Source organism: Terrabacter sp. Root85 (assembly GCF_001429185.1).
Lineage (GTDB): Bacteria > Actinomycetota > Actinomycetes > Actinomycetales > Dermatophilaceae > Terrabacter.
Genome location: NZ_LMIW01000013.1, coordinates 24,715 through 46,511, shown reverse-complemented (window position 1 = coordinate 46,511; position 21,797 = coordinate 24,715). Strand labels below are relative to the sequence as shown.

The following is a 21,797-nucleotide window of genomic DNA, read 5'->3' as shown; positions in this document are numbered from 1 at the left end:
CTCTCCTGCGTGTCGGTGCGTGCCGGATCGAGGCGAGCCGGGCGAGCGCCTCATCCTATCCGCGCAGCACGCGCAGGATCCGCGGCGCGACGGCCACGGCGCCCGCCCCGACGAGGGCGGCGAGTGCGACGCGCACCCACGCAGCCGGCCCCTCCAGCGGCAGCACCGCACCCACGAGGGCGAGCGCGACACCGGCGAGCGCCACGACGGCCACCCGCGGCGGCCAGCGCATCGGCGAGTGGGTCCGCGCGAACCACGTCGTCAGGGCCATGAGCACGACGTAGCCCACGGCCTTGGCGATCGCGACGCCGACGACCCCACCCGTCGCGCCCGACCGCGGCGCGAGCCAGAGCGCGACGAGGACGACGACCGCGAGCGCGATGAGCGCGGCCCAGGCGAGCCGGCCGGTGCGCTCGGCGTCGAGCACGGCGAGCGACGAGCCCTGGTAGAGCATGTACGACACCGACACGGTGCAGATGATCCCGAGCGCGCCGACCATGGCGACGTGGTCGAAGCCGGGGTCGGCCATGACGGCGACGAGCCACGGCCCGAGCAGCGCCACCCCCGCCGCGCCCGCCGCGACCACGGTCGTCAGGGCGGTGCCCGTGCGGGCCGTCCACGCCCAGCGGCGGTCGATGGGGTGCGAGAGCACGAGCGGCCCCCACGCGTTGAAGAGGGCGACGGCGAGCACGAACGGCATGTTCCCGAGCTGCAGCGCCACCTGGTAGCTGCCCGCCCCGGCCTCGCCGACGAGCACCCTGGCCAGCAGCACGTCCCCGGAGAGCAGGCCGAGCATCGCGGCCGCCTGCGGCAGGAGGGGCGTGGCCAGGCGGATGCCCGCCCGGACCCGCTCGCGCTCGACCGTGGGCGGCAGCGGACGGCCGAGGACGAGGGCGAGGACGGCAGCCAGCACGACGACGACGACGTATGCCGTGAGGTACGTCCCCGCGGTCGGCTCGCCCCGCGCCGCCAGGAGTCCCGCGAGCTGTGCCCCGACGGTGGCGAGCACGGCGAGGGCGAGGAAGCCCCAGGGCTGGAGGCGCGCCCGCATCAGCGTCTGGCCGGCCACGACCGTCGTCAGTGCCACCGCGGCGACGACGAGCGGCACCCACTGTCGGAGGTCCGCGTGCCCGGTGGCGGAGAGGAGCAGTGCCAGCGCGAGGCCGACGACACCGAGCCCGAGGGCCAGCAGCACCATCGTCCCGGCCAGGGCCCGCGCGACCCGTGGGCCCTCGGCACCGCGGTGGTGCTCGCGGAGCACGACCTGCGGCAGTCCGGCGGCGGCGATGGTGCCGACCATCTGCACGACGACGAGACCTGTTGCGACGCGACCGAACTCGACGGCGCCGAGCACCCGGGTGGCGAAGGGCAGGACGAGGAGCACGCCGAGGCCCTGCAGCGCCGTGCCGACGAGGTAGACCACCGAGTGCGCTCCGAGCGAGCCGCTCGCGGGGGCGGCGGTGGGCGCGGTGCCTTCGGGCGTGCTCGTCACAGGCTCGAAGGTACCGGTGCGGGGCCGGCCCACCGCTCAGCCACCCGCGTCGTGCCCGGCGACCTGAGCGGTGCGCGGCGCCGTCCTCTAGCCTGCAGGTGTGCCCAGCCCGTCTCCGTCGTCGATGCCCGTGGTCGTGCGCGGCTCCGGCTCCATCGGGCAGCGGCACGCGCGGGTCTTCCGGCAGGAGGGCGCCGACGTCGCGCTCTGGCCGGTCCGCGACCGCGGGCTCGGGTCGGGCGCCGTCGACGACGTCACCGGCGCGCGCCTGCTCGACGACGCGACGGGCCCGGGCGCCCTGCCGGGCGCGCTCGTCGTCGTCGCGACCGACACCGCCCGGCACGTCAGTGACACCGTCCTGGCACTCGACGCCGGTGCGGCGTCGGTCCTCGTCGAGAAGCCCGTCGCCGGGTCGGCCCGCGACGCGGCCGTGCTCCGCGCCCACCCGCGAGCCCAGGACATCTGGGTCGCCGCGCCGCTCCGGGCGCACGAGGCCTTCCGCCACCTGCGCCGGCTCGTCGGCCGCATCGACGGACCGGCCTCGGCCCACGTGCGCTCGCAGTCGTGGCTGCCGGACTGGCGGCCCGACCGCGACTACCGCGAGTCCTACTCCGCCCGTGGCGACGAGGGCGGTGTGCTGCGCGACATGGTCCACGAGATCGACTACGCCGGCGTGCTCTTCGGCCGCCCCGACCTCGTCGGCTCGTTCCTCGAGACGAGCGGTCCGCTCGACATCGAGGCCGAGCAGGCCGCCACGCTGCTCTGGACCACCCGCGACCGCTTCACCGTGACCGCGCGGCTCGACTACGTCACCCGCCCGACGTCGCGCGGGGTCGTCATCCACACCTCGGACGGCATCCTCGAGTGGGACGTCACGCGCGCGATGGTTCGGCACACGACCTCCGACGGCGAGGTGAGCGAGCAGGTCTTCGAGCACGACCTGGACCGCGACATCGTCATGGGCACCCAGGCGCGGGCGGCCCTCGACCTCAAGCCGTGGTCCCCCGCGGCTCAGCGGATCGCCCGGGGAGCGCCGGCCACCCTGGGCGACGGCATCGACGCCGTCCGTCTCTGCGACGAGGCCAGGGCCTTGGCGTCGCAGGGCCCCCACCCCGACCCCGACACCGAGGACGGCTCGTGACCGACCACACCCCGCCCCGCGTCCTCGCGGTCATCCCGGCACGTGGCGGCTCGAAAGGCCTGCCCGGCAAGAACATCCGTCCGATGTGGGGCCTGCCCCTCATCGCCCACAGCATCCGTGCTGCGGCGATGACGCCGGAGGTCACCCGCTGCGTCGTGACGACCGACTCGGCCGAGATCGCCGAGGTCGTGCGCGCCCACGGTGGAGAAGCCCCGTTCCTGCGCCCGGCCGAGCTCGCGGCCGACGACACCCCCATGGCTCCGGTCGTGCGTCATGCCCTCGAGTGGGTCGAGAGCGACGAGGGCGGCTCCTACGACGCGGTGCTCCTCCTCGACCCGACGAGTCCCTCCCGGGTGCCGTCCCAGCTGGCCGAGGCCGTCCGACGCCTCGCCACGACGCCCGCCCTCGACGGCGTCATCAGCGTCTCCGAACCCACCTTCAACCCGGTGTGGGTGGGCGTGCGCCCCGACGGGTCCCGCGACGGCGCGCTCTCCCGCTACTTCGAGGCGGGCACGGGCGTCACCCGACGGCAGGACGTCGGCAGGTTCCTGCGGATCAACGGCAACTTCTACCTCTGGCGGGCCGACTTCGTGCGCCGCCTCGAGAGCTCGTGGTTCGACGAGGGCACCCACGAAGGGCTCGAGATCCCCGAGGCCCAGGCCTTCTCCATCGACGACGAGTACGAGTTCCGGCTCATCGAGGCCCTCATCGGCGCCGGGCTCATCACGCTGCCGTGGCTCGACGTCGCCGCCCCGATCGCCCAGACGGAGGACCCACGATGACGACCACGCCCACGACGGCGCTCACCGGACGCACGGCCGTCGTGACCGGGGGCGCCGGACCGCTCGGCCGCGTGCTCGCCGACGCCCTGGCGAGGGCGGGTGCCCGCGTCGTCGTCGTCGACCTCGACGAGGAGAGCTGCGCGGCAGCCGCCGCTGCGCTCCCCGGCAGCGACCATGTCCCCGTCGGCGCCGACCTTCTTGACCCGCAAGGGATCTCGCGCGTCGTCGACGTCGTCCGTGGACTCGGCGCCTGCGACGTCCTCGTCAACAACGCCGCGTTCACCGGCACCTCCGGAGTCCCCGGGTATGCCGTTCCCTTCGAGGAGCAGACCGACGACGCCTTCGCGATGGCGCTGGCCCTCAACCTCACGGCACCCTTCTCGCTGACCCGGCAGCTCGCGCCCCTCCTTGCCGCCTCAGGTCACGGGAGCGTCGTCAACGTGTCGAGCATCTACGGTCTCGTCGGGCCCAACATGGGTCTCTACGAGGGCACCCGGATGGGCAACCCCGCGGCCTACGCGGCGAGCAAGGGAGGCATCGCCCAGCTGACGCGCTACCTCTCGACGGTGCTCGCGCCCGACGTGCGGGTCAACGCCTTCGCCCCCGGGGGCATCGCGCGCGGCCAGGACGAGTCGTTCGTCGAGCGCTACGAGCAGCTCACGCCGCTGGGCCGGATGGGCACCGAGGACGACTTCCGCGGCGTCGTCACGTGGCTCGCCTCGGACGCGTCCGCCTACGTCACCGGTCAGGTCGTCGCCGTCGACGGTGGCTGGACCGCCTGGTAGGCCACCCTTCCGTCCCGGATCGAGGTGATGCCGGCACCCACGTGGGTGCCGGCATCACCTCGAACGGCGGGTTCGGAGCGGGAGCGTCAGGCCGTGAGCTCGGGAGCGACGGTCTGCTCGAAGAGCTCGATGCCCGAGCGGTCGTAGGCGGCCTCCGCGAAGTAGGTGATGGCATACGTCATCCCGCGGGCCTCCATGTCCTTGAGCATCGTGACGATCTTGTCGGGCGTCCCCACGGCGGGCTGCTTGCGGAGGTCCTCGACGGCAGCGGCGGCCTTGTCGTCGGCCACGCCGCCCTTGCGGAGCAGCTCGCCGTAGAACTGGAGGCGGTCCTCGACGTCGGCGTCGGTCTCGCCGATGACGACGTTGTAGTTGGCCGAGCGAACGATCTCGCCGAAGTCGCGACCGCGGTCGTCGCAGTGGCCCTTGAGGATCGCGCTCTTGTGGTCGAAGCCCTCGGGGCTGCCGTCGAAGTTCGTGTAGTCGGCGTACTCCGCCGCGATCTTCAGCGTCACCTTTTCGCCGCCGCCGGCGATCCACATCGGGATGCCGTTGAGTGCGCTGCCAGGGTGGCTCGTGCCCTGCAGGGGACGGGGCGCGCAGAGGGCGCCGTGGACCTGGTAGTACTTCCCGTCGAGCGTCGCCGAGCCCTTCGTCCACATGTCGCGGAAGACCTGGACGCCTTCGCGGAGCGCGCCGAGGCGGTCGCCCGCCTTGGGGAAGCCGTAGCCGTAGGCGCGCCACTCGTGCTCGTACCAGCCGGCGCCGATGCCCATCTCGGTGCGGCCGCCGGAGATGACGTCGACGGTCGCGGCGACCTTGGCGAGGTAGGCGGGGTTGCGGTAGGCCATGCACGTGCACATCTGCCCGAGCCGCACCCGGCTCGTGGCGGCGCCGAAGCCCGCCATGAGCGACCACGCCTCGTGCGTGGCCTCGCTCGAGGGCTGCGGCACGGTGTGGAAGTGGTCATAGACCCAGATGGACTCGAAGACGTCTCCGTCGTCGGCGTGCTTGGCGAGGTTGACCATGGCTTCCCACTGCTGGGCCGGCTCGATGCCGACGAGGTCCATACGCCAGCCCTGGGGAACGAACATTCCGAATCGCATCCCGCCATCCAACCACGGTCGGCTGGACCCCGTCGGGGCGCGATCCCGGCACGCAGACGTGTGAAGATGACGGGATGAGTCCGCACCACAACGACCCCGACGTCATCCGGGACCTGCTCCACACCCCGGCCACGTGGGCCGTCGTCGGTCTCGGTGACAACCCCGACCGCACCGCCTACCGCGTGTCCCTGTGGCTCCAGCGCGAGCTCGGCATCCGCCTCGTGCCTGTGCACCCGAGCGCGGCGACGGTGCACGGCGCGACGGGTTACGCGACGCTGGCCGACATCCCGGACGGCACCGTCGTCAAGGTCGTCGACTGCTTCGTCAACAGCGGCCGCGTCGGGCAGGTCGTCGACGAGGCGATCGCCGAGCGGGAGCGGCTCGGCATCGAGGCGCTGTGGCTGCAGCTCGGGGTCATCGACGACGAGGCCGCCGCTCGCGCGGAGGCGGCCGGACTCGCGGTCGTCATGGACACCTGCCCCAAGATCGAGTACCCCCGCATCCAGCCGGGTGACGGCGCCTCGGCCGTCACCGACTGACGCCACGATGGCGGCGGTCGTCCTCCACGAGCAGCGCTGGGGCGTGCCGAGCGGGCTGCCCTCCGTCCTGCTCGTGCACGCCACGGGCGACACGTCGGCGGACTGGGCCGACGTGGCGGCCGGTCTCGCCGTCGACCGCCTCGTCGTGGCCGTCGACCTGCGCGGGCACGGCGAGAGCCCCTGGCCCGGCAGCTATGCGCTGGCCGAGCTGGCCGAGGACGTCGTCATGGTGGCCGACTCCGTGGCGGCCGAGCAGGGCCGTCCGGTCGACGTCGTCGGCCACTCGCTGGGAGGCCTCGTCGCCTGCGTCCTCGCGAGCGGTCGCCCCGACCTCGTCCGGCGCCTCGTCCTCGAGGACGTGCCGGTCCCCCACCCTCGCGACCCCCGCCCGCCGGAGCGCCCCGACGGCGACCTCGCCGTCGACTGGGAGGCGGTGCTCCAGGTGCGCGCGCAGATCGACGAGCCCGACCCGGGGTGGCCGCAGGTCGTCGCCGCTGTCACCGCCCCGACCCTCGTCGTCTGGGGCGGCCCGAGCAGCCCCATGCCGGCCGAGCACGTCGCCGAGATGGCCGAGACCGTCGCCGACGGTCGCCTCGTGCGCATCGACGCGGGGCACCTCGTCCACGCCCACCAGCCCGTCGTGTTCACGGCGGCCGTGCGCGGCTTCCTCGCGCCGCCGGGCTGACCGAGGGCGTCTGCCGTCTGCCCGGTCCCTGGTCGCCCGTGGGAGCGGCGCCGGCTCAGTCGGTGAGGCCGCGGGCGACCTGCTCGCGCAGCGACGCTCCCTTGGCGTGCGCCTCGTCGCGCAGGTCGGCTTGGAAGGCGATCATGCGCTCGCGGACGTCGGCGGCGAGCTCGTCGGAGCCGGTGCCGACGATGCGCGCCGCCAGCAGGCCCGCGTTGCGGGCGCCGCCGATCGAGACGGTCGCGACCGGCACGCCGGCCGGCATCTGGACGATCGAGAGCAGCGAGTCCATGCCGTCGAGGTACTTCAGGGGCACCGGCACCCCGACGACCGGGAGCGGCGTCACCGACGCGAGCATCCCGGGCAGGTGCGCCGCTCCCCCGGCGCCGGCGACGACGACGCGGAGGCCGCGCCGGGCGGCGTCCTGGCCGTAGGCGATCATCTCGTCGGGCATCCGGTGGGCCGACACGACGTCGGCCTCGTAGGGGATCCCGAACTCCTCGAGCGCACGGGCTGCCTCGCGCATGACGGGCCAGTCGCTGTCGCTGCCCATGACGATGCCGACGACGGGCTCGGTGCTCTCGGTCATTCGGTGATCACTCCTCTGAGGTAGTCGGCCGCGTGCCCGGCGCGCTCGCGGGCGTCGTCCAGGTCGGCTCCACTGACGTTGACGTGCCCGATCTTGCGGCCGGGCCGCACGCCCTTGCCGTAGACGTGCACCTTGGCGCCGGGGTCGCGGGCCATGATGTGGCGGTACGCGGGGTAGAGGTGCTCGTAGTCGCCGCCGAGGACGTTGGCCATGACGGTCCACGGCGCCCGGGGGCGCGGGTCGCCGAGGGGCAGGTCGAGCACGGCACGCAGGTGCTGCTCGAACTGTCCGGTGACGGCTCCGTCCATCGACCAGTGACCGCTGTTGTGCGGACGCATCGCCAGCTCGTTGACGACGTAGGCCGACGTGCCGCCCGTGCCGGGGCGCACCTCGAACATCTCGACGGCGAGCACGCCCGTGACGCCGAGCTCGCCGGCGATGCGCAGTGCGGCCTCGGTGGCCACCGACGCGAGGTCCGGGTCGATCGCCGGGGCGGGGGCGAGCACCTCGGTGCAGACGCCGTCGGTCTGGACCGTCTCGACGACGGGCCACGCCGCGGCCTGGCCGGACGGGCTGCGGGCGATGAGGACGGCGAGCTCCCGCACGAAGTCGACCTTCTCCTCGAGGAGCAGGCCGTGCTCGAGCGGGCCGGGCTCGCCGATCCGCGAGATCCAGTCCGCGAGGTCGTCGGCCGAGGAGGCGACCGCCACGCCCTTGCCGTCGTAGCCGCCGCGCGGGGTCTTGGCGACGATCGGCCAGCCGACGTCGTCACCGAAGGCGGTGACCTCCTCGGCGGAGGTGGCACGCGCCCACCGGGGGCACGCGATCCCGAGGGCGGTGAGGCGCTCGCGCATCGCGAGCTTGTCCTGGGCGAAGTTGAGGGCGGCGCGCGTGGGGTGGATGGCCACCCCGTCGGCCTCGAGCGCCTCGAGGACGGCCGGCGGCACGTGCTCGTGGTCGAAGGTGACGACGTCGCAGTGCTGCGCGAAGGCGCGGACCGTCTCGAGGTCGGTGTGCTCACCGACCGGTGAGCTCGGCACGACGAGGGCCGCTGCCGCGGTGTCGCTCTCGGCAAGCACCGACAGCTGGACGCCCAGCTCGACGGCGGGGCCCTGCATCATGCGGGCCAGCTGTCCGCCGCCGACGACGCCGACGACGGGGAATCCTCCGGGGGCGCGCTTCGGCTGGGTCACGACGCCTAAGCGTAGTCGCCGTCAGCGGAGCGGGTCGTGGCGCCCCGGGACCGCTCCGGCGCGCCGGTCCGCGTCGCTCGAGCCGGCGGCCTCGTCCCCCTCGTCGGAGAGCACCGCCTCGACGTGGCTGGGGTCGGCGAGGTCGGGGTGGTGGGCACGCACGGCCGCGAAGGTCCACAGCTTGTTGAGCACGAACGACACGGGCGTGACGACGGCGATGACGATGAGCTGCGCCCAGTAGAGCCGGGTGCGGAAGCCCGTGGAGTCGTCGAAGACCGTCGGCGAGAGGTGGATCGGTGAGTCGAGGTGCATGAGGAGCGTCAGCAGCACGAGGCCGATGACCTGACCGAGCAGGCCCACGGCGAGGAACGGCCAGTACTCGTGCCACCAGCGGGCGTGCTTGGTCGTGCGGAAGGTCCACGTGCGGTTGAGCTGGAAGTTCCAGAGGTTCGCGACGAGGAAGGCGATGGTCGAGTAGACGTGGTACCAGCGGACGTTGAACTCCGTGCCCGGGACGCCGACGATCGCCTGGTCGAAGCTCGGCCCGAGCTTCTTGACGACGACGAGGGTGAGGAGGTTGACGAGCACGCCCGAGACGCCCACGGCCGCGAACCGGAGCAGCAGCAGCCAGTTGTGCCGGTGGCGCACGAACAGGAACTCATGCAGGCGCCTCACCGGGGCACCCTACCCCGGCAGACAGGGGGTCCCGTCGGCGTTCAGTCGGTCTCGGCCTCGGAGAGGAAGAGGGCGAAGCGCGCCGGCTGGGCCTGGACGAGGTCGAGGCGACCACCGTTGGACTCCGCGAGGTCGCGGGCGAGGGCCAGCCCGAGTCCGGTGCTGCCCCCGGCTCCGCTGCTGACCGAGCGCTCGAAGATGTGCGGGGCCATGGCGGCGGGCACGCCGTCGCCCTGGTCGCTGACCTCGACGATGACCGACGGGCCCGAACGACGTGCATGCACGTCGACGGTGCCCCGTCCGTGGACGAGGGAGTTCTCGAGGAGCGTCGAGAGCACCTGCGAGAGCGCGACCGGCGTCGACCGGACGAAGAGGCCGCGCTCGCCACGGACCCGCACCGAGCGGCGGGCCTGCTCGAAGGCGGGCTGCCACTCCCGCTGGAGGGCGGCGATGACGGAGTCCAGCGACACGGCCGGCGACGGCCCACCGGAGCCGCGGGTGCGACCGAGCAGGTCGTCGACGACGCGGGTCAGCCGCTCGACCTGGGCGATCGCGATCGTCGCCTCCTCCTTGACGACCTCGGCGTCGTCGGTCTCGGAGATCTCCTCGAGCCGCATGAGCAGGGCCGTGAGCGGGGTGCGCAGCTGGTGCGAGGCGTCCGCGGCGAAGTCGCGCTCGGCCGCGAGCGACTTCGTCATGTCGTGGGCCCGACGGGTCATGACGCCCGACACGTGGTCGATCTCGTCGATGTCCGAGTGCACCGGCGTCAGGCGCGCCTCCCCCGCGGCGAAGCGGGTGGCGAGGTGGACGAGCTCCTGGGAGGACTGCTCGACGTGCGCCCGGGTGCCCAGGGTTGCGACGTAGGCCGCGCCACCGCTCAGCGCGCCGATCCCGAGCATGACGGCCCCGAACCGGGCGATCCCCACGGACGGGTCGGAGGCGATCCAGGCGGTGACGGTGCCGGGTTGCTGCGTCACGGCCCAGGCGACGACCGCCGTCGACAGCAGCACGACGAGCCCGGCGCACACGACGGCCACGACGAGCGCCATCCGGTCGAGCACCCGGCGCACGGTCAGTCGACCTGGGGGCGCTCGAAGCGGAAGCCGACGCCACGGACGGTGGCGATGTACTGCGGGGACGTCGCGTCGTCGCCGAGCTTCCGGCGCAGCACCGAGATGTGCATGTCGAGGGTCTTCGTCGACCCGAACCACGCGGTGTCCCAGATCTCGCGCATCAGTTGCTCGCGCGAGACGACCTTGCCCTGCTCGCGCACGAGCACCCGCAGCAGGTCGAACTCCTTGGCCGTCAGCTGCAGCTCCTCGCCCTTGAACCAGGCGCGACGGCCGTCGGAGTCGATGCGGACCAGCTCACCGGACGGGACGGCCTCGGTGGGGGTGCGCCGCAGCAGGGCCCGCACCCGTGCGAGCAGCTCGGCGAGGCGGAACGGCTTGGTGACGTAGTCGTCGGCGCCGGCGTCGAGCCCCACGACCGTGTCGACCTCGTCGGCGCGGGCCGTGAGGATGAGGACGGGGATGGCGCGGCCCTCGGCCCGGATGCGGCGACACACCTCGAGCCCGTCGATCTTCGGCAGGCCGAGGTCGAGGAGCACGAGGTCGGGGTTCTCCTTGGCACCGTCGAGCGCAGCGACACCGTCCTCGCGCACGTCGACGTCGTAGCCTTCTCGCCGCAGCGCACGCGCCAACGGTTCGGAGATGGCTGGGTCGTCCTCCGCCAGGAGCACTCGGGTCATGTCACCGTCCTCAGGATCTGCCGGCCCGGGGGTGCACCGACCGTCGTGAGCCTATCGACAACCACCCGTTTTGCACCCTGACGCCCCTGCGACACGGCAGATGGGGCCTCAGCGACCGGGCCAGACCGGGCGCCGCTTCTCCGCGAAGGCGGCCACACCCTCGCGGCGGTCGCCCGAGAAGGCCGTCGCGCGCCAGCAGCCGTCCTCGATCTCCAGGCCCGCATCGAGACCCACGTCGGCGCCGAGACGCATGGCGCGCTTGGCGTTCCGCAGCCCGACGGGCGAGTTGGCCGCGATCGTCCGGGCCAGCTCCAGGGCCCGCTCACGTGCCGTCCCGGCAGCGACGACCTCGTCGACGGCGCCCAGCTCGAGGGCCTCGCGGGCCGGGAGACGCGCGGCCGTGAAGATGGCCCTGGCCGCCCGCGACCACCCGACCCGGCGCACGAGCAGCTGGGTGCCGCCCCCACCAGGGATGACCCCGACGCTCACCTCCGGCAGGCCGACGACGGCGCCCTCTCCCGCGACGACGAGGTCGCACGACAGGGCCAGCTCGAAGCCGCCCCCGAGCGCGAAGCCGTCGACGGCGGCGATGGCCGGCACCGGCAGGTCGAGGACGCCGGTGTAGGCCGCCCGGGCGATCGGGCGCTGCTCCATGAGGTCCGCGTCCGAGAAGCCGTTGCGCTCCTTGAGGTCGGCGCCGACGCAGAACGCCTTCGCGTGGCTCGAGGTCAGCACGACGCAGCGCACCGACTCGTCCGCCGCGACCCGGGCCGTGGCCGCAGCGATGGCGCGGGCCATCGCCGTCGACACGGCGTTCATCGCCTCGGGCCGGTCGAGGACGATCTCGGCGACGTGCGCGAGGTCCGGGTCCTCGAAGCGCTCGACGCGCACGAGGGTGGGCTCACCCGGCCCCGCGCTCGCGGTGGCGTCGGCTGCGGTCGGCGTTGACGGCATACGAAGGTCTCCTTCGGGGGTCACGCGTCGGTGCGCGACGGGGCTCGGTGGGAGGTGTCGGGGAGCGGCTCGCCCGAGACGGAGCGGCGGCCGGCGGACGTCGCCCGGCGCAGCAGCGAGGGGGTCACGGGGCCGACACCGCGCAGGATGCGGCGGCGCTGGCCGGTCAGCTCGAAGCCGGAGAGGCTCGCGAGCTCGCGCGCCATCGTCGCGTCGACGAGGACGCTCCCGGCCTGGGCCACGGCGGTCAGGCGCGAGGCGCGGTTGACCGTGGTGCCGAAGACGTCGCCGAGGCGGGAGATGATCGGTCCGCGCGCCATCCCGCACCGCACGTCGGGCAGCACGTCGTCGTCGGTCATCGTGTCGACGAGGTCGAGCGCGATGGCCGCTGCGGGCGCGGCGCCCATCGTCGTGAAGAGCACCTCGTCACCGACGGTCTTGATGAGCCGGCCACCGTGCGCGGTGATGACGTCGGCCGAGAGCGCCTCGAAGCGGGACACGAGCCGGGCGAGGTCGCGCTCGGACATCCGCCGGACGAGGGCCGTGAAGTTGACGAGGTCGGCGAAGCCCACCGAGCGCATCTTCGTCATGCCGTAGGACTCGGGGTCGGCGTCGGCGAGCATGCGCGCGACGGTGGCCGACAGGTGCCGGCGCCAGGCGTAGACGAGGAGCGGCTCGAGGCGGTCGGTGAGGACCGCGAGGCGCTTCGCCGTCTCGGTGGCGGTCTCGAGGCTCGGCACCGAGCGGGACTCGTGCTCGTCGTCGTCGGCCTCGTCGGCGAGGACCGCGCTCATGTGGTTCTCGACGGCCTCGGCGATGAGCTGCGACTGCCAGCCTGCGAGACGGTCGGCCGACCGGGCGAAGGCGCGGGTCATCGCGAGCGCCGTCGGCTCGTCGAGCAGCCCGTCCCGGACGATGCCCGCGACGGCGGCGAGCGCCTTCTGGTCGGCCTCGGTGAACAGCTCGTCGTCGGTGTCGACGACGGGGAAGCCCAGCGCGTGCCAGAACTTGCGTGCGGACAGCAGGGAGACCTCGGCGCCGCGGCTCACCTCGCGGCGGCGCAGCTCGAGCGGACGCCCCAGCAGCCGCTCCGTGTAGTCCTCGCTCACCCGCGCGACGGGCTCGGGGCCGTCGGCGCCCTGGGTGCCTCGGGTGCCCGGCTCGGTCATGGCCCGATCATGCCAGTCCACCGGCCGCGGGCCGGACGTGGACGACGTCACCGGCCGCAAAGGTCCGAACGCCGTGGTCGGTGCGCACGACGAGGGCGCCGTCGTCGTCGACGCCGACAGCGGTTCCCTCGACCGCGTCACCCGTCGGCAGGTGCACCCGCACCGTCAGCCCGATGGTCGAGCAGGCCGCGCGGTATGCCGTTCGCACCTCCGCTGCGCCGGACGCACCCGCCGCGTCGGTGCCGACTCCGGCTCCGGCCAGCACGGCCGTGAGCTCGTCGAGGTAGGCGACGAGGAGGTCCTCCCGGCTCACCCGGGCGCCGGCGAGCGCCAGGGACGTGGCCGTGTCGACGGGCAGCTCCTCCCGGGTCTGGTCGATGTTGACGCCGGTCCCGACGACGACCGCCTGACCGGAGCCGACGGTGACGAGCTCGCAGAGGATGCCGCTCAGCTTGCGGTCGCCGTCCTCGACGAGGAGCACGTCGTTGGGCCACTTGAGCCGGGCCGTCAGCGCGGCGCCGGTCGCCTCGGTCACCCGGCGCACCGCTCGCGACAGCGCGAGCCCGGCGAGCAGCGGCATCCAACCCGCCTGGGCAGGGTCGGCGACCGGTACCGCGACGCTGACGGCGAGCGAGGCCCGGTCTGGCACCGTCCAGGCCCGGCCGAGGCGGCCGCGTCCTCCGGTCTGGTGGTCGGTGAGGACGACCCACCACAGTCCGCGGTCCTCGAGAGCCCGCGCGGCGGCATACGCCCCCGTCTGCTCCGCCGTCCCGGTCAGCAGCTCCCGCAGCCGGGTGTTCGTCGACCCCAGGGCCGGGTGGAACTCCACCTCGCGCCACGGCCGTCCGGACGTGACCAAGGCCGCACTCACAGTCTCGATGTCGAGCGAATCGCGCACGTCCACAAGGCTAGAGTGCCGAGCATGGCCACCGATCACGCCGTCGCAGAACAGCCGACCAGCACGTCGCCGGAGAGCGCCACACCACAGGCGGAGGCGGCCCCGGGGCCCGACCTCACGACCACCGCCGGCAAGCTCGCCGATCTCAAGCGGCGCGTCGCCGAGGTCGCCAACGCCGGTTCGGAGCGCGCGGTCGAGAAGCAGCACGCCCGCGGCAAGAAGACCGCCCGCGAGCGCATCGAGATGCTCCTCGACGAGGGGACCTTCATCGAGCTCGACAAGTACGCCCGGCACCGCAGCAACAACTTCGGCCAGGACAAGAACCGCCCCTACGGCGACGGCGTCGTCACCGGCTACGGCATGGTCGACGGCCGCCAGGTGGCGGTCTTCGCCCAGGACTTCACCGTCTTCGGCGGATCGCTCGGCGAGGTCTTCGGCGAGAAGATCGTCAAGGTCATGGACTTCGCCATGAAGATCGGCTGCCCCGTCGTCGGCCTCAACGACTCCGGCGGCGCCCGCATCCAGGAGGGCGTCGTCTCGCTCGGCCTCTACGGCGAGATCTTCTTCCGCAACGTCCGCGCCTCCGGCGTCATCCCCCAGATCTCCCTCGTCATGGGCCCGTGCGCGGGCGGGGCGGTCTACTCCCCCGCCATCACCGACTTCACCGTCATGGTCGACCAGACCTCGCACATGTTCATCACCGGCCCCGACGTCATCAAGACCGTGACCGGCGAGGACGTCGGCTTCGAGGAGCTCGGCGGCGCGCTGACGCACAACAGCAAGTCGGGCGTCGCGCACTACATGGGCACCGACGAGCAGGACGCCATCGACTACGTCAAGGCCCTCCTGTCCTACCTGCCGAGCAACAACCTCGAGACCCCGCCCTCGTACGGCGAGGGCGAGGCCGACCTGTCGGTCACCGACGACGACCGCTGGCTCGACACGTGCATCCCGGACTCGCCGAACGTCCCCTACGACATGAAGCAGGTCATCGAGCACCTCGTCGACGACGGCGAGTTCCTCGAGGTCCAGCCCCTCTTCGCGCCCAACATCCTCACCGGCTTCGCCCGCATCGACGGGATGTCGGTCGGCATCGTGGCCAACCAGCCGCTCCAGTTCGCGGGGTGCCTCGACATCCACGCGTCGGAGAAGGCCGCGCGGTTCGTGCGCACGTGCGACTGCTTCAACGTCCCGGTCCTGACGCTCGTCGACGTGCCGGGCTTCCTGCCCGGCACGAGCCAGGAGTGGGACGGCATCATCCGCCGCGGCGCGAAGCTCATCTACGCATACGCCGAGGCCACGGTCCCCAAGATCACCGTCATCACGCGCAAGGCCTACGGCGGCGCCTACGACGTCATGGGCTCCAAGCACCTGGGCGCCGACATCAACCTCGCGTGGCCGACCGGGCAGATCGCCGTCATGGGCGCGCAGGGCGCCGTCAACATCCTCTACCGCAAGGAGCTCAAGCACACCGCGGAGCGGGGCGGCGACGTCGACGCCCAGCGCCAGGAGCTCATCGCCCACTACGAGGAGACGCTCGCCAACCCGTACGTCGCGGCCGAGCGCGGCTACATCGACACCGTCATCAGCCCCTCCAACACGCGGATGAACGTCACGCGCGCCCTGCGGGCCCTGCAGAACAAGCGCGAGACGCTCCCGCCCAAGAAGCACGGGAACATCCCGCTGTGACCGATCCCACGACCCCCGAGGCCGCCGACGTCGCGCCCACGATCCGCATCTCGGGTCACCCGACCCCCGAGGAGGTCGCGGCGCTCGTCGCCGTGCTGTCCGCCCTCGGTGGGGACGAGCCCGCACCCGAGCACGCCCGCTCGGCGTGGTCCGACCCGTCATGGCGGCTCGTCGGGCCCTCGGCACGCCACGGCGGGTGGCGCCGCACCGGTCTGCCGCGCTGACGCGAGACGCTTCGGTTGGCCGTCACCCGGCCTGCTGCCCTACGCTCGTTGCCCATGTCTGTCGAGTCGAGCCCCACCGTCCGGATCGCCGAGCGCTACTCCCTGCGTGAGCGCATCGCCGTCGGCGGCATGGGTGAGGTGCACCTCGCGACCGACGACCGCCTGGGCCGGCTCGTCGCCGTCAAGGTGCTCGCCGCTGGGTTCGCTGACTCCCCCGACTTCGTCGAGCGCTTCCGCCGTGAGGCCCTGACGGCCGCCGCGCTCTCCCACCCGAACATCGCCCAGGTCTACGACTACGGCGTCGACGGCGACTCCCACTTCATCGTCATGGAGTATGCCGAGGGCCAGGACCTCGCCCACGTGATCCGGGAGCACGGCCGGCTCACCCCCGGCGACGCGGTCCGCGTCGCCGAGCAGGTCTGCGCAGCGCTCGGCGCCGCCCACCGCGCCGGTGTCGTCCACCGTGACGTCAAGCCCGGCAACGTCATCATCCGTCCCGACGGCACCGTCAAGGTGACCGACTTCGGTATCGCCCGGGCGCTCGGGCAGGCGTCGCTCACCGATACCGGCACCGTGATGGGGACGGCCGCCTACGTCGCTCCCGAACAGGCCCGGGGCGAGGCCACGACGCCGTCGTCCGACCTCTACTCGCTCGGCATCCTGCTCTTCCAGATGCTGACCGGCTCGGTGCCCTTCGACGGCGACACCCCGGTCGCGATCGCGATGCGCCACCTCGACGAGCCGGTGCCGCTGCCCAGCTCGCGCGTCGCCGACCTGCCCGCGAACCTCGACGAGGTCGTCGTCCGCGCCACGGCCAAGTCACCGGCCGACCGCTACGCCGATGCCGACGCCATGGCTGCCGCGCTGGTCGGTCACGAGATGCGCGCCGACGCCGCCACCCGGGCCCTGCCGGCCGGCGAGGCGACCTCGGTGCTCGACCTCGGCGCCGGCGGCGCCAGCACGGCGATGATGCCGACCGTCGGTGTCCTCGCGGGCGGCGAGCGCACCGCCGTCCACCCGGCGCCCACGGCGTACGCCGATGCCACGGCCTCGGCCCGGCCCGTCCCTCGCGGGCCGGCCGTCACCCGACGCTCGAACGCGGCGAGCCGCCGCCGGTCCGGCCCGAGCCCCGTCGTCTGGGTGCTCCTCGTCGCCGTCGTGGCACTCGTCGGGATCCTCGGCTACGTCCTGCTGTCGGGTTCGGACGCGCCGACGTCCGCCGCTCCCGGCACGCGCCCGTCGGCGACCTCCCAGAAGCCGACGCCCGCACCGTCCACGACCGCCCCGCCGTCCGACGGCAGCACCGTCCCCGGCGGCCTCGTCGGCCAGCAGCGCGACGCCGCGGTCAACGAGCTGATCGGGCTCGGTGTCAACGTGCGCTGGGTGCTCGTGCGCTCGACGCAGCCGGACGGCGCGGTCATGGGCAGCTACCCCGCCGAGGGGCAGCCCATGGCGAAGGGGCAGACCGTCGCGCTCGTCGTCAGCCGCGGACACGCCCCTGACCGGGTCAACTCCTCCTTCGTCGTGCCCGACGGTCTCGTCGGCACGAGCGCCAAGGACGCGGAGAAGTCCCTCGGCGGCGAGGACGTCCGCGTCACACGGCTCACCGTCCCGTCCGACGGCGACAGCGGTCAGGTCCTCGCGACCTGGCCGTCGGCGGGCGCCCAGACCGCCGACGGGATCGTCGTGCTCGTCGTGTCGGGCGATGCCAAGGGCGGCTCGTCCGACGGCGACGGCTGAGCCACCGGCCGGGGTCGCGAACCGGCGCCCACAATGCACTGGCACGTGACCGCGGGCTGGATTACGTTCGCCGGGTGACCGCCAACACCCAGACCGCGCGACCCCAGACCGACGTCGACCGCATCGCGGAGACCTACTTCGACGCGTCCGTCGCCCTCAGCCCCATCAACGCGACCTTCCTCGGCGTCCCCGGCGCCGAGGAGGAGCTCGACGACCTCTCCCCCGCCGGAAACGCCGCCGCCTCGGAGCTGCGCCGGACGACGCTGGCCCGGCTCGCCGCCGCGAGCCCGACCGACGACGTCGACCGGGTCACCGTCGACGCCATGACCGAGCGCCTCCGGCTCTCCGAGGACCGGTATGCCGCCGGGCTCGACGAGATGTCCCTCAACGTCCTCGCGTCCCCGCTCCAGGCCGTCCGCGACGTCTTCGACCTCATGCCGCAGGAGACCGAGGACCACTGGCGCACGTTCGCCGTCCGCCTCACGAAGATCCCGGCCGCGCTCGAGGGGTACCAGGAGTCGCTGCTCCTCGCCCGCGAGCGCGGACAGGTCTCTCCGCGCCGCCAGGTCGAGGCCTGCGCCGAGCAGTCGCGCGACCTCGTGGCGGACGACGGCTACTTCGCCAAGGTCGTGGCCGACGCGACCGTGGGTGACACGCCGCTCGCGGGCGAGGTCAGGGACCAGCTCGCGGAGGGCGCGAAGGTGGCCGCGGCGGCCTACGCCGACATCGCCGACTGGCTGGAGCGCGAGCTGCTGCCGCACGCCCCCGAGGCCGACGCCTGCGGCATCGAGCGCTACCGGCTCGAGTCGCGCTACTTCCTCGGCGCCACGGTCGACCTCGAGGAGACCTACCGCTGGGGCCAGCAGGAGGTGGCGAGCCTGCACGCCCAGATGAGTGAGATCGCCGAGGGCCTCGAGGCCGGGGCGAGCGTGCAGCGAGGGGTCGAGATCCTCGACGCCGACGACCGCTACGCCCTGCACGGCACCGACGCGCTCAAGGCCTGGATGCAGGAGCGGGCTGACGAGGTCATCGCCGACCTGACGGACGTCCACTTCGACATCCCCGAGCCGGTCCAGCGCATCGAGTGCATGATCGCCCCGACGCAGACCGGTGGCATCTACTACACCGGCCCGTCCGACGACTTCAGCCGGCCCGGCCGCATGTGGTGGTCGGTGCCCAAGGGCAACACCGAGTTCCGGACGTGGAACGAGCTGACGACCGTCTACCACGAGGGCGTTCCGGGCCACCACCTGCAGGTCGCGCAGACGGTCTACCGTTCCGAGCTGCTCAACAAGTGGCGTCGCCTCGAGGCGTGGACGTCCGGCCACGGTGAGGGCTGGGCCCTCTACGCCGAGCGGCTCATGGCCGAGCTCGGCTACATGGACGACCCGGGCAACCGAATGGGCTGGCTTGCGGGACAGTCCCTTCGGGCCGCGCGCGTCGTCATCGACATCGGCGTGCACTGCGGGTTCGACGCCCCCGAGGAGGTCGGTGGCGGCGCGTGGGACTACGACAAGGCGTGGACCTACCTGACCCGCTACGGCTTCATGGACGAGAAGATCCTGCGCTTCGAGCTCAACCGCTACCTCGGCTGGCCGGGCCAGGCGCCCAGCTACAAGATCGGCGAGCGCCTGTGGCTGCAGCTGCGCGACGAGGTCAAGCAGCGCGAGGGGGACGCGTTCGACCTCAAGGCCTTCCACCGCCGTGCCCTCGACATCGGCGGCGTGGGTCTCGACACCCTGCGCGGCGCGGTTCTGCAGGAGATCTGATGGACTCAGGAGGCCCCCGACCCCAGCGGTCGGGGGCCTCCTCCGTCCCGGGCACCGCTCCCCATGGTCACCGCGTCGGCGCGCACCTATGCTGACGTCGCGTCCGACGAGAGCGCGGACGCCGACACAGCTCATACAGGGGAGACAACAGTGTTCAGCCACCGCCTTGCGGTCGGCCGGGCCCGGGGGACGATCGCGCGCCGTGCTGCGCGCCGCCTCCTGACCGTGCTGACCGCCGCCACCGTCGCGCTCGGGGTGCTGCCACTGGCAGCCCCGTCCGCCAGCGCCGCCACCTACACCATCAAGGGTCGAGTCACCGGACTCAGCTCGACCGGCACCGTCGTCGGGGTGCCTGACGCAGGCGTCTGGGTCTACGACGCCAACTACGACGACGCCGGCACCATCGCCTACGCGTCGGACGGCACCTACACCGCGACCTTCTCGGCGCCGGGGCCGTACCGCATCCAGGCCGGCTGCTGGGGCACGATGACGTGCGCCACCCAGTGGGGCATCGAGTGGTACGCGAACCAGGGCGCCTTCGGCAGCGCCACACCCGTCACGGCCGGCACCACCGCGACGGTCGCCGACATCCGGCTCGACCGCCGTTCGACGATCAAGGGCACGGTGAAGAACACTTCGGGGCAGCCGATCACGGCCTCCGAGATCAGCATCTCGAAGTCGACCGGGGGCAACCTCGTCACGGCCAGGCCCGCAGCCGACGGCACCTTCACGCTGACCGGCGTCGAGGCCGGTCCGAGCAACCTCATGGCCGAGGACACCTCGGGCCAGAACCTCTACGAGAACGAGTCCTGGAACGGCACCGCAAGCACGCCCGACTACGTCGACTGGTCGGTGCCCGCGGGCGTGACGGTCACCGGCGTGAACTTCGTCCTCGACCCGTGGACCGGCGTCGTCGTCAAGGTCACCGACTCCGCGGGCAACCCCCTGCAGAACATCAACTGGGACCTGCTCGAGTACCGTCCCGCCGAGGGCGACTGGTTGGGCCAGCAGTACGGCCCCAAGCTCACCTCCGCAGGCGGCACCGTCGCCGTGGGCACCGAGGTCGGCACGACGTACAAGTTCTGCGTCTCGGACACGTGGTACGACAACTGGGCACCCACGACCCGGTACCAGGACCGTTGCTGGGACGGGGCGACGACGGAGGCCACGGCCACCCCGTTCACCGTGACGACCGAGACACGGCGACGCGATCTCACGATCGTCCTCCCCGTCGCCGGCAAGGGCCTCACCGCCCGTGAGCCCTTCGTCAGCGGCACCCCCACCGTCGGCAGCACCCTCACCGTCGACCCGGGCACGTGGGCCCCCTCCGGCGTGGCTCTCACCTACGAGTGGATGAAGCCGAACGGCGCCGGCACCGGCTTCGTCGCGATCCCGGGTGCGACCGGTCGCACGTTCACCGTGACCAGCGACCTGCTGGGGACGTACGTCCTCGCCCGGGTCACCGGGACGCTGAGCGGCTACCGCAGCGCCCAGTACTACTCCAACGGCGTCGAGATCCGGTCGACGGCGCCGACGCTGGCGAGCCCGTTGACGATCACCGGATCGGGCGTCGCGGGCACGTCGCTCAACGCCTCGCACGGCGCCATCTCGCCTGCCGGCGACTGGTCGCCGAGCTACACCTGGGTCGTGGGGGGCGTGCCGCAGGACACCATGTGGGGCGGCCTGTCCCCCTTGGCCCTGACGAGCGCCATGGTGGGCCAGCGCATCACGCTGCGGATGAGCGCCTACCTCGACGGCGCGACGCTGCAGGTGAACGCCACCGGTCCGGTCGTGCTGGCCGGCACCGTCTCCGGCACGACACCGACGGTCACGGGCACGGCGAAGGTCGGCAGCACCCTCACCGCGGCCGCGGGCACGTGGGGCCCGACTCCGGTCACCCTCGCGTACCAGTGGTACGGCTCGGGCGTCGCGATCTCGGGTGCCACGGCGACCACGTATGCGTTGACCGCCAGCGACCTGGGGAAGGCGATGACCGTCAAGGTCACCGGCTCCAAGGCGAGCTACGCCTCGACGTCGAAGACGTCTGCGGCCACGACGGCCGTCGCCGCGGGCACGCTCACCGCCCCGACGCCGACGATCAGCGGCACCAAGGCCGTCGGCTACACCCTCACGGCGGTCCCCGGGACGTGGGGCCCGGCGCCGGTCACGCTGGCCTACCAGTGGTACCGCTCGGGCGTCGCGATCTCCGGCGCCACGGCGAGCACGTACAAGCTGACGGCGACCGACCAGACCAAGGCGATGACCGTCAAGGTGACGGGCACGAAGCCCGGCTACACGACGGTCGCCCGTACGTCTGCGGCGACGACCGCGGTGCTCGGCTCGTTCACGGCGCCCACCCCGACCCTGTCAGGCACGCAGCGGGTCGGCTACACCCTGACGGCCAACCTCGGCACGTGGAGCCCGGCCCCGACGACCATGACCTACCAGTGGTACCGGTCGGGCGCGGCGATCTCGGGGGCCACCGCGAAGACGTACAAGCTCACGAGCACCGACAAGGGCACGTACGTCAAGGTCCGCGTCATCGGCGCGAAGTCCGGCTACCTCACGAGGTCCGTCTACTCGACGCAGACGGCAGCCATCGGCTGACGCTCGGTCC

At 72.8% G+C, this 21,797-nt stretch carries 20 protein-coding genes; 10 read left to right on the top strand and 10 right to left on the bottom strand.

The genetic code is table 11. The features are described from left to right. Positions 1-55 precede the first annotated feature (55 nt). A complete protein-coding gene (locus ASE25_RS19400) occupies positions 56-1,492 on the bottom strand; it encodes a lipopolysaccharide biosynthesis protein (protein ID WP_056827220.1) in 1,437 nt (478 codons plus the stop codon). A gap of 100 nt (positions 1,493-1,592) precedes the next feature. Between ASE25_RS19400 and ASE25_RS19395 the strand changes: the two genes are divergently transcribed. The 3 genes from ASE25_RS19395 to ASE25_RS19385 are packed head-to-tail and all read left to right on the top strand — an operon-like array spanning position 1,593 to position 4,200. Then, a complete protein-coding gene (locus ASE25_RS19395; protein ID WP_235508757.1) occupies positions 1,593-2,633 on the top strand; it encodes a Gfo/Idh/MocA family protein in 1,041 nt (346 codons plus the stop codon). After that, positions 2,630-3,415: a cytidylyltransferase domain-containing protein gene (locus ASE25_RS19390; RefSeq protein WP_056827071.1), complete on the top strand. Its 786-nt coding sequence runs from the start codon at positions 2,630-2,632 to the stop codon at positions 3,413-3,415. Before ASE25_RS19395 ends, ASE25_RS19390 begins: the two co-directional genes overlap by 4 nt. Beyond that, a complete protein-coding gene (locus ASE25_RS19385) occupies positions 3,412-4,200 on the top strand; it encodes an SDR family oxidoreductase (protein ID WP_056827070.1) in 789 nt (262 codons plus the stop codon). The genes ASE25_RS19390 and ASE25_RS19385 overlap by 4 nt, the downstream gene beginning before the upstream one ends. 86 nt (positions 4,201-4,286) lie before the next feature. Here the strand turns inward: ASE25_RS19385 and ASE25_RS19380 are convergent, their stop codons facing one another. Next, positions 4,287-5,306 (bottom strand): LLM class F420-dependent oxidoreductase, encoded by a 1,020-nt coding sequence (locus ASE25_RS19380; RefSeq protein ID WP_056827069.1) that lies wholly within the window; start codon positions 5,304-5,306, stop codon positions 4,287-4,289. 74 nt (positions 5,307-5,380) lie between these two features. Here ASE25_RS19380 and ASE25_RS19375 point away from each other — a divergent pair, with 74 nt between their 5' ends. Beyond that, the gene (locus ASE25_RS19375; protein WP_056827068.1) at positions 5,381-5,845 is read left to right on the top strand and encodes a CoA-binding protein; all 465 of its coding nucleotides are present in this window, start codon (positions 5,381-5,383) and stop codon (positions 5,843-5,845) included. Positions 5,846-5,852: 7 nt separating this feature from the next. Further along, positions 5,853-6,530, top strand: a complete 678-nt coding sequence (locus ASE25_RS19370) for an alpha/beta fold hydrolase (RefSeq protein ID WP_056827067.1) — start codon at positions 5,853-5,855, stop codon at positions 6,528-6,530. A 55-nt stretch (positions 6,531-6,585) separates the two neighbouring features. Here the strand turns inward: ASE25_RS19370 and purE are convergent, their stop codons facing one another. The 8 genes from purE to ASE25_RS19330 form a co-directional block, all read right to left on the bottom strand. After that, positions 6,586-7,119, bottom strand: a complete 534-nt coding sequence (gene purE / locus ASE25_RS19365; protein WP_056773176.1) for a 5-(carboxyamino)imidazole ribonucleotide mutase — start codon at positions 7,117-7,119, stop codon at positions 6,586-6,588. Continuing rightward, complete coding sequence (locus tag ASE25_RS19360; RefSeq protein WP_056773171.1) at positions 7,116-8,312, bottom strand: 5-(carboxyamino)imidazole ribonucleotide synthase; 1,197 nt, start codon at positions 8,310-8,312, stop codon at positions 7,116-7,118. Before ASE25_RS19360 ends, purE begins: the two co-directional genes overlap by 4 nt. Before the next feature lie 21 nt (positions 8,313-8,333). Then, entirely contained in the window at positions 8,334-8,987 is a 654-nt protein-coding gene (locus tag ASE25_RS19355) for a GtrA family protein (RefSeq protein WP_056827066.1), read from the bottom strand. A 41-nt stretch (positions 8,988-9,028) separates the two neighbouring features. Further along, positions 9,029-10,057: a sensor histidine kinase KdpD gene (locus ASE25_RS19350; RefSeq protein ID WP_056827065.1), complete on the bottom strand. Its 1,029-nt coding sequence runs from the start codon at positions 10,055-10,057 to the stop codon at positions 9,029-9,031. A 2-nt stretch (positions 10,058-10,059) separates the two neighbouring features. Further along, positions 10,060-10,737, bottom strand: coding sequence for a response regulator transcription factor (locus ASE25_RS19345; RefSeq protein ID WP_056773162.1), 678 nt, complete (start codon positions 10,735-10,737; stop codon positions 10,060-10,062). 108 nt (positions 10,738-10,845) lie between these two features. Next, a complete protein-coding gene (locus ASE25_RS19340) occupies positions 10,846-11,691 on the bottom strand; it encodes an enoyl-CoA hydratase/isomerase family protein (protein WP_200959185.1) in 846 nt (281 codons plus the stop codon). A 20-nt stretch (positions 11,692-11,711) separates the two neighbouring features. Continuing rightward, the gene (locus ASE25_RS19335) at positions 11,712-12,860 is read right to left on the bottom strand and encodes an adenylate/guanylate cyclase domain-containing protein (protein ID WP_056827064.1); all 1,149 of its coding nucleotides are present in this window, start codon (positions 12,858-12,860) and stop codon (positions 11,712-11,714) included. 7 nt (positions 12,861-12,867) lie between these two features. Then, on the bottom strand, positions 12,868-13,758 hold the full coding sequence (locus ASE25_RS19330; RefSeq protein WP_056827218.1) for a biotin--[acetyl-CoA-carboxylase] ligase: 891 nt from the start codon (positions 13,756-13,758) through the stop codon (positions 12,868-12,870). A gap of 24 nt (positions 13,759-13,782) precedes the next feature. Between ASE25_RS19330 and ASE25_RS19325 the strand changes: the two genes are divergently transcribed. From ASE25_RS19325 to ASE25_RS19305, 5 genes are all read left to right on the top strand, one after another. Continuing rightward, positions 13,783-15,447, top strand: coding sequence for an acyl-CoA carboxylase subunit beta (locus ASE25_RS19325; RefSeq protein WP_056827217.1), 1,665 nt, complete (start codon positions 13,783-13,785; stop codon positions 15,445-15,447). Further along, positions 15,444-15,671 (top strand): acyl-CoA carboxylase subunit epsilon, encoded by a 228-nt coding sequence (locus tag ASE25_RS19320; protein WP_056773157.1) that lies wholly within the window; start codon positions 15,444-15,446, stop codon positions 15,669-15,671. Before ASE25_RS19325 ends, ASE25_RS19320 begins: the two co-directional genes overlap by 4 nt. A gap of 54 nt (positions 15,672-15,725) precedes the next feature. Beyond that, a complete protein-coding gene (gene pknB, locus ASE25_RS19315; protein WP_056827063.1) occupies positions 15,726-17,411 on the top strand; it encodes a Stk1 family PASTA domain-containing Ser/Thr kinase in 1,686 nt (561 codons plus the stop codon). 74 nt (positions 17,412-17,485) lie between these two features. Beyond that, positions 17,486-19,180: a DUF885 domain-containing protein gene (locus tag ASE25_RS19310; RefSeq protein WP_056827062.1), complete on the top strand. Its 1,695-nt coding sequence runs from the start codon at positions 17,486-17,488 to the stop codon at positions 19,178-19,180. 150 nt (positions 19,181-19,330) lie between these two features. Next, positions 19,331-21,787, top strand: a complete 2,457-nt coding sequence (locus ASE25_RS19305) for a carboxypeptidase regulatory-like domain-containing protein (RefSeq protein WP_056827061.1) — start codon at positions 19,331-19,333, stop codon at positions 21,785-21,787. The last annotated feature ends 10 nt before the right edge of the window (positions 21,788-21,797 follow it).

Coding starts and splice junctions, on each gene's coding strand:
- ASE25_RS19385 (WP_056827070.1), top strand. CDS start 3,412: ATGACGACCACGCCCACGACGGCGCTCACCGGACGCACGGCCGTCGTG.
- ASE25_RS19380 (WP_056827069.1), bottom strand. CDS start 5,306: ATGCGATTCGGAATGTTCGTTCCCCAGGGCTGGCGTATGGACCTCGTC.
- ASE25_RS19375 (WP_056827068.1), top strand. CDS start 5,381: ATGAGTCCGCACCACAACGACCCCGACGTCATCCGGGACCTGCTCCAC.
- ASE25_RS19370 (WP_056827067.1), top strand. CDS start 5,853: ATGGCGGCGGTCGTCCTCCACGAGCAGCGCTGGGGCGTGCCGAGCGGG.
- purE (WP_056773176.1), bottom strand. CDS start 7,119: ATGACCGAGAGCACCGAGCCCGTCGTCGGCATCGTCATGGGCAGCGAC.
- ASE25_RS19345 (WP_056773162.1), bottom strand. CDS start 10,737: ATGACCCGAGTGCTCCTGGCGGAGGACGACCCAGCCATCTCCGAACCG.
- ASE25_RS19340 (WP_200959185.1), bottom strand. CDS start 11,691: ATGCCGTCAACGCCGACCGCAGCCGACGCCACCGCGAGCGCGGGGCCG.
- ASE25_RS19335 (WP_056827064.1), bottom strand. CDS start 12,860: ATGACCGAGCCGGGCACCCGAGGCACCCAGGGCGCCGACGGCCCCGAG.
- ASE25_RS19325 (WP_056827217.1), top strand. CDS start 13,783: ATGGCCACCGATCACGCCGTCGCAGAACAGCCGACCAGCACGTCGCCG.
- pknB (WP_056827063.1), top strand. CDS start 15,726: ATGTCTGTCGAGTCGAGCCCCACCGTCCGGATCGCCGAGCGCTACTCC.